Here is a 5,951-nt window from a genome sequence, read left to right as displayed (position 1 = left end):
TCGTGAACCACAAGAAGCTGTTCCGGCTTTATCGGGAGGAGAAGCTCGCCGTTCGTCGCCGTGGCGGCCGCAAGCGGGCGATCGGGACCAGGGCGCCGATGCTGGTGCCGCTGAGGCCCGACGAGCGCTGGTCGCTCGACTTCGTATCGGACCAGCTCACCGACGGGCGCCGCTTCCGCATCCTGNCGCTGAGGCCCGACGAGCGCTGGTCGCTCGACTTCGTATCGGACCAGCTCACCGACGGGCGCCGCTTCCGCATCATGGCCGTCGTCGACGGCTGCACGAGAGAGTGCCTGGCACTCATCGTTGATACGTCTCTTTCGGGCATGCGGGTTGCCCGCGAATTGGACCGGCTCATTACCGAGCGCGGCCGGCCGAGGATGATCGTCAGCGACAATGGCAGCGAGTTCACCTCGAACGCCATCCTTTCCTGGGCGGATCAGAGCCGCGTCGAATGGCATTACATTGCGCCCGGCAAGCCGATGCAGAATGGCTTCATCGAGAGCTTCAACGGCCGACTGCGCGATGAACTGCTCAACGAGAGATCGGAAGAGGCGTCGTGTNGAGCCGCGTCGAATGGCATTACATTGCGCCCGGCAAGCCGATGCAGAATGGCTTCATCGAGAGCTTCAACGGCCGACTGCGCGATGAACTGCTCAACGAGACGCTGTTTACCTCGCTGGCTCAGGCGCGCGTAGCCATCGCCCTGTGGCGCGCCGATTACAACACCGCGCGGCCGCACTCCCAAATCGCCTGGCAGACACCGGCCGAGTTCGCCGGCACCTTCAATCCGCGACGGTCGCTCGCGCTGCGCTATGCCAAAGGCTCCGCGCCAGCGCCCGTCCCTTCACCCGCCCAGCAGGGCACAACCCACGCCGGAAACGAACTCAAAACTGGATAGAAACTGGGGGCAAGGTCACATGCTCGAAAATGAATGAACGGAATGCACTTAAGCGCTTCGAATGAGAGCGTTCCGGACGACAGCAAACGGGTCGGATCGCGACGCTCGTCGCACAAGATGCAAATGTCGTCTCATGACGCGACCAAGCCGTCCGACGACCTGCCGTGCAACGGGCCGACCTTATCCTCCCTCCTGACCTTACCATCTGCGGCCGGTGATCTGGCGCGATCTCATGCAGCAAGTGCTCGCTATGTTATCGGAGTAGGCTAGGCGCAACCAAAAGCTGCTACTTGCGAAACCTCGACGAGTGGTAGACCACCATCTCCTCACCCGCCTCTTCCGATTGTCAGTAGCCCACAACAAGTCAATGAAATCAAAAGCGATGCGTGCAGGTTCGCCATCTTGGACTTGGCTAACCGAGGGCACAAATAACCTCTAACACGTTGATAAATAACGACAATGGTGGGCCCGGAGCGACGTGGTCTTTTCAACAAAAACAACTACTTAGCGGGTGGTTAGCCCAACCATATCCTTCGTATGTTCTCGCATTTGGTGGCGAAACTAGTGACGACAACTCCGAATGAGGACCGGCTCAACAACAATGGAGAGAGGCCTAAGTCCGGCGGCTCAGTGTCAGAGGCGCGGACGAAACGTTTCAAGGAATGCCGAAACCATGTCCTGCTCGCCGGCGCATTGCCGGCTTATCGGGTATATTGGCTATTGCTGACTTCCACTGTTTCCATTGTGAAGAGTTGTTAGAATCCCTTACGGCAAAGGTTTTCAAGATCGGCTTTTGCCATTCCCTCGATGCCGACCGCAGGAAGAATATCATTATCTGCCTTGAGATCGCGACCACAAGCTGCCGATAATATCGAAACTCCGGACTCGTGGAGTATCGCCGGTTTCCCCGTTAGCTTCCCCAGTAGTACGGTCGGCAGCAGTCCGAACGGAACATCCTCTAGAATATAGCGGCTTTCGATGGTTGTTGGGCCAAAGCCGCCACGGCCTTGGCGCTCCATCTCCTGGTTCATCTCCGAAACGGTTCCCATCGGAACATGGAACGACAGTGAAAAATGCTCTCTGACGGTGCGAACGGCGATGCTGAAATGGGCCGCGATGGCCAGCCGCTCGGCATCCAGAGCCTCGATAAGACGGCCGACGGCGGGAGTGACGTTTCCCCCCTGGCTCCATTGCTCGGCCTTCTCCATGCGTGTCAGGTTAAGAAGCGCAATACCTAGATGGTTTTGCGGGTTGAGGTTGCTGAGCGCGATCGCAAGCATCCCGTCGCGCTGGACGAAACGATCGCCGAACAAGGTCGTGCAAAGTTCGTGTCCTTGATCCTGGTAACTGAAAGGCAGCGTCGCCACGTCAAGCTTCTGGCGAATGGCGGTGACATGGACTTCGGTTGGTCCGAGCTGGCGGCCAGTCAATAGTGTTGTGCCCCAAACGACGATCGGCAACGAGACCTTGCGTTCGGCCAACCGCTTGGAGAGATAAAGCGCCGAGAACGAACAATGCGAACTGATGATGACCGGGATTCCATCAATCAGATGGGGGGCGGCGGCATCCATCACCATCTTGTGGCCGTAGGCCGGAAGCGCAATCACCACCACGTCCGCGTTGGCGACGGCATCCGTGCAATCCTTGGCAATGCGCACCAGCACCGTCGCGTCTATATCCCCTGTGGCTTTCAATAATTCACCCGCAGCCAACGCCCTGGTGCGCTGTCCCGACGGTGACCAAAGCGTTGGCGAATGTCCCGATCCTGCCAAATACGCGGCAAGGCCATAAGCAATTGCTCCGGCGCCCAGAATACTCACGCGCATAATATTCCTCCTGTTGCTGGCTTTGTGGTTCGAGAATCCTTGCCGTCGTCACACATGAAAGTTTTCATCAGGAGGTTCCGCAAGCCGGAGTCGCGTCTGCCGTCCTCGTCCGCCTCCGCCAGGGATTCCGGCTCTGAAGCCGGCCAAATGCACAAAGCCGCAACGAACATTAGTTTCCGCTTGACATATATCAAAAACGAATGAGACGATGTCAATCATACGGATTGCGCATGAAGGAGACCATGGAAACCCGGGACCTTCAGACTTTTCTTGCGGTTGCCGCCAGCGGCAGCATCACCAAGGCGGCTGACATGCTCGGGCGCTCCCAACCTGCGGTGACACGCACGATTCAGGATCTCGAGGCCGAGCTTGGCTTCGAATTGCTGCACCGGATCGGCCGACGGGTGCAGTTGTCTGAAGAGGGAGTCGCCTTTGAAGAGGAAGCGCGGCGCCTGCTGATGTCCTTCACCGAACTCGCAGCGCGAGCCAAAATGATCGCCGCCGGCAGGGGACGGATCCTGCAGATTGTCACAACATCTGCGATCGGGACCGGCTTGATCCCGACGGCCCTGGCCGAGCTCCAAGGTGCCGAGCTTCCACACGAGACGCATCTCGGGCAATTTCTTCCTTCGATCGTAGCCCAGGAGGTGCGCAGCGGACGCGCCGAGATCGGGTTTTCAAGCCTGCCGCTCGATACGCCCGGTCTGGATGTTCTACGGCTGTACTCGGCGCCTGACGTCGCTGCCGTGCGGGAGGACGATCCGCTGGCTGAACTTGATGTCGTGCCGCTTTCGGGTTTTGCCGGCCGCCGCGTCGCCACGCTGCTCAATCCACTGCGTTTTCAGTTGCACGTCGCCAAAGCGCTGGCGGCTCGCGGCATCGACACCGGCCCAGTGATCCGGACCAATACTGCCTATGGCGCGTTGCAGATCGTGCGTCAGACTGGGGTCGCGGCTGTCATCGATCCCCTCACGGCATACGGCGTGCCCCTGCCCGGTGTCGTCATTCGCCCTCTCGACGTAACCGTTCTCTTTTATTGGGGTGTTGTGGCTGCCTCAAACCGTCCCCTTCGTCCAGTTGCGCAGGCGCTGATGGATGCGGTCGAAGCGGTGGCTGAACGGTCGATCGCCGGTTTCAGGAAACTCGATCCAGCTTTGGCCGGCCAATTGGTCACCGATCCCGCCTCGGGCACAAATAACGGGACGGGAATATGAAGCATATTCCCACCCCGGCAGCATCGAGCGGCCTTGCCGCGCTGGAAGCCCAGCTCGCGCAGGATCTCGACTTTCTCGAGCTGCCCGCCAAGCCTTGGGTCCCCAAGCGCACGCACGATAGCGCCCCGGTCCGTGACGTCGTTGTCATTGGCGCCGGCATGTGCGGACTTGCTGCTACGGCAAAGCTTGTGCTGACCGGGATAACCAATGTCGTTGCCTACGATGCGGCTCCGGCCGGGCTCGAAGGACCATGGGTAACTTTTGCGCGTATGCAGACGCTGCGCTCGCCGAAAACCCTCCACGGTCCGTCGCTCGGGCTGCCGCAGCTCACGTTCCGGGCCTGGTTTACGGCACAATGGGGACCTGAGGCCTGGCAGTCGCTGGACAAAATCCCCAAGGGCCAGTGGATGGACTACCTGGTCTGGTACCGGAAGGTTCTTGGTCTGCCGGTGCGCAACAGCGTGCGCATGACCGGCGTCGCAGCCGTTGGTGATCTGATTGCAATCGATATCGAGGGCGCGGAAGCCGGCCGGGTTCTCACCCGTCGCCTCGTTCTGGCCACCGGTCGGTCCGGTCTCGGCGGTTTTGCCGTGCCCGATTTCCTCAGGGGCATCGATCGCGCCTATTGGGCCCATTCTGCCGACGACATCGATTTCGACGCACTGAAAGGTAAGCGTGTGGCGGTTATCGGCGCCGGTGCCTCTTCGATGGACAATGCCGCGACGGCGCTCGAGGCCGGAGCCGGCTCGGTCGACATGTTGATCCGGCGCAAGGAAATGCCGCGCATCAACAAGCTGACCGGCATAGGCAGCCAGGGCGTTGTACATGGCATTTATCACCTGCCCGATGCCTGGAAGTGGAAATTCTTCGACTATACCGCCTCGACCCAAACACCGCCGCCGCGTTCATCGACGCTTCGGGTGTCTCGTCGTGCGAATGCCCGGTTCTTTCTCGACTGCGGCATAGTCGCGGTAAAGGAAGATGCCGAAGGCCTTCTGGTCGAAACCACACAAGGGCCGATGCGCTACGATTTCATGATCGCGGCAACCGGCTTTTCAAACGATTTCAGCGACCGCCCGGAATTTGCAGCACTCGCCCCACACATCCGCACCTGGTCGGATGGCCGATATACACCGGATATGGGGCCGGCTCGTACAGGCATGTCGGAGGCGCCAGATCTCGGTCCCGCCTTCGAATTTCGCGAACACGTTCCCGGCTCCTGCCCGATGCTAGCACATATCCACTGCTTCAACGATGCCGCCATGCTGACCCACGGCAAGGTCTCCGGCGATATCCCGGCCGTCAGTGCCGGTGCCGACCGTCTGGTCCGCGGCATTGCCGCGTCGCTGTTTGCCGAAGATGTCGAAACCCACTTCGCCAATCTGATCGCCTACGACACGCCCGAGCTTCTGGGCGACGAATGGGTCGATTCAACACCCTTGCTGCATAAGGAGGCCGCGCTGTGATCGACGCAATGGACAAGGCCGCCGGTATTTCGCCGAACGATGCACTTTTCGCTGCGCGGCGGTTTCGGCCCGAATTTGTGCAAGGGGCGGAGGAATGTCGCCTCTCCGTCCTGCAGCCGGCAAACGATCAGGGGCTGGCGCCGAATTTGAGGGTTGCTCTGGCCCGTCGCATGGCCGCTCTGAATGCCGATCCCGTCCTGATGGCCGAATATGATGTGCAACTGGCCCAACTTGGTCCGACAGAGCAGCTCAGGGCATTGGCTCGGGGCGAAACGGATCTCGATGAGCCATTGGCGACCATCGCCCGTCACGTCGACCTGATCACGCTGATGCCGAAAAAGGCGGAGGCGAGCCACATCGCCCTCCTCGCTGCGGCCGGACTGAACAATCCTCAGATCGTCGCACTCTCCGAACTGATTGCGTTCGTCAATTTTCAGACCCGAGTGGCGACCGGTCTGCGATTGTTGAGGTTGGCATGATTTCCTCTGTTCGCCTGAAGCCGCTCAATTGGCATCCCCACATCGCACCGGTCGAGCTCTCCGAG

4 protein-coding genes and 2 pseudogenes are annotated in these 5,951 nt (G+C 60.1%); 5 read left to right on the top strand and 1 reads right to left on the bottom strand.

The annotated features are described in order from the left end of the window. A pseudogene (locus tag X760_RS0140660) lies at window positions 1–542 on the top strand (DDE-type integrase/transposase/recombinase); the annotation flags it as partial. A gap of 26 nt (window positions 543–568) precedes the next feature. Then, window positions 569–901 (top strand): annotated as a pseudogene (locus X760_RS76010) (transposase); the annotation flags it as partial. A 755-nt stretch (window positions 902–1,656) separates the two neighbouring features. On the opposite strand, the gene X760_RS73265 reads toward X760_RS76010, so the two are convergent. Beyond that, the gene (locus tag X760_RS73265) at window positions 1,657–2,727 is read right to left on the bottom strand and encodes an NAD/NADP-dependent octopine/nopaline dehydrogenase family protein (protein ID WP_031195544.1); all 1,071 of its coding nucleotides are present in this window, start codon (window positions 2,725–2,727) and stop codon (window positions 1,657–1,659) included. Window positions 2,728–2,957: 230 nt separating this feature from the next. On the opposite strand from X760_RS73265, the gene X760_RS73260 reads away from it, so the two are divergent. Genes X760_RS73260 through X760_RS73250 form a run of 3 tightly spaced genes read left to right on the top strand, consistent with a single transcriptional unit; the run spans window position 2,958 to window position 5,886 of the window. Further along, window positions 2,958–3,941, top strand: coding sequence for a LysR family transcriptional regulator (locus X760_RS73260; protein WP_023723197.1), 984 nt, complete (start codon window positions 2,958–2,960; stop codon window positions 3,939–3,941). After that, window positions 3,938–5,407 (top strand): NAD(P)/FAD-dependent oxidoreductase, encoded by a 1,470-nt coding sequence (locus X760_RS73255; protein WP_023723196.1) that lies wholly within the window; start codon window positions 3,938–3,940, stop codon window positions 5,405–5,407. The genes X760_RS73260 and X760_RS73255 overlap by 4 nt, the downstream gene beginning before the upstream one ends. Continuing rightward, entirely contained in the window at window positions 5,404–5,886 is a 483-nt protein-coding gene (locus tag X760_RS73250; RefSeq protein WP_023723195.1) for a hypothetical protein, read from the top strand. The genes X760_RS73255 and X760_RS73250 overlap by 4 nt, the downstream gene beginning before the upstream one ends. Window positions 5,887–5,951 lie beyond the last annotated feature (65 nt).

This window comes from Mesorhizobium sp. LSHC420B00, from assembly GCF_000503055.1.
Classification (GTDB): Bacteria; Pseudomonadota; Alphaproteobacteria; order Rhizobiales; family Rhizobiaceae; genus Mesorhizobium.
This window is presented reverse-complemented; position numbering and strand designations above follow the sequence as displayed.